1 protein-coding gene is annotated in these 355 nt (G+C 47.9%); it reads right to left on the minus strand.

Features of this window, described 5'->3' with window-relative positions; all coding sequences use genetic code 11:
- The coding region (locus UF06_RS18985; RefSeq protein WP_045571827.1) for a prolyl oligopeptidase family serine peptidase at positions 1-355 on the minus strand (355 nt) is incomplete at both ends.

The following is a 355-nucleotide window of genomic DNA, read 5'->3' on the forward strand; positions in this document are numbered from 1 at the left end:
AAGGAATGGTGCCCAATAAGGTGGAATGGAGTCCATAAAGGTAAATAAGTTAGATACGCCAACGTAGTCGATTCCGCACTTATATAAATCAGGAGTGAATGTCACCCCCGCCAGAGTTGCGTAGCCGCCATAAGAGGCACCATAAATACATACGTTGCCATCTTGTGCGTAACCTTGTTCGGTAGCCCATTTGACACCGTCGGTAATGTCATCCTGCATGGATTGTCCCCATTGCTTGAACGACTTCTCCCAAAACTCGCGACCATAACCAGTTGAGCCCCTGAAGTTCATTTGCAGCACGGCGATACCACGGTTAGCGAATAATTGTACCTCAGGCTGAAATCCCCAGTGATCA

Origin of the sequence: Vibrio sp. S234-5 (genome assembly GCF_000960595.1) — a bacterium.
Classification (GTDB): Bacteria; Pseudomonadota; Gammaproteobacteria; order Enterobacterales; family Vibrionaceae; genus Vibrio.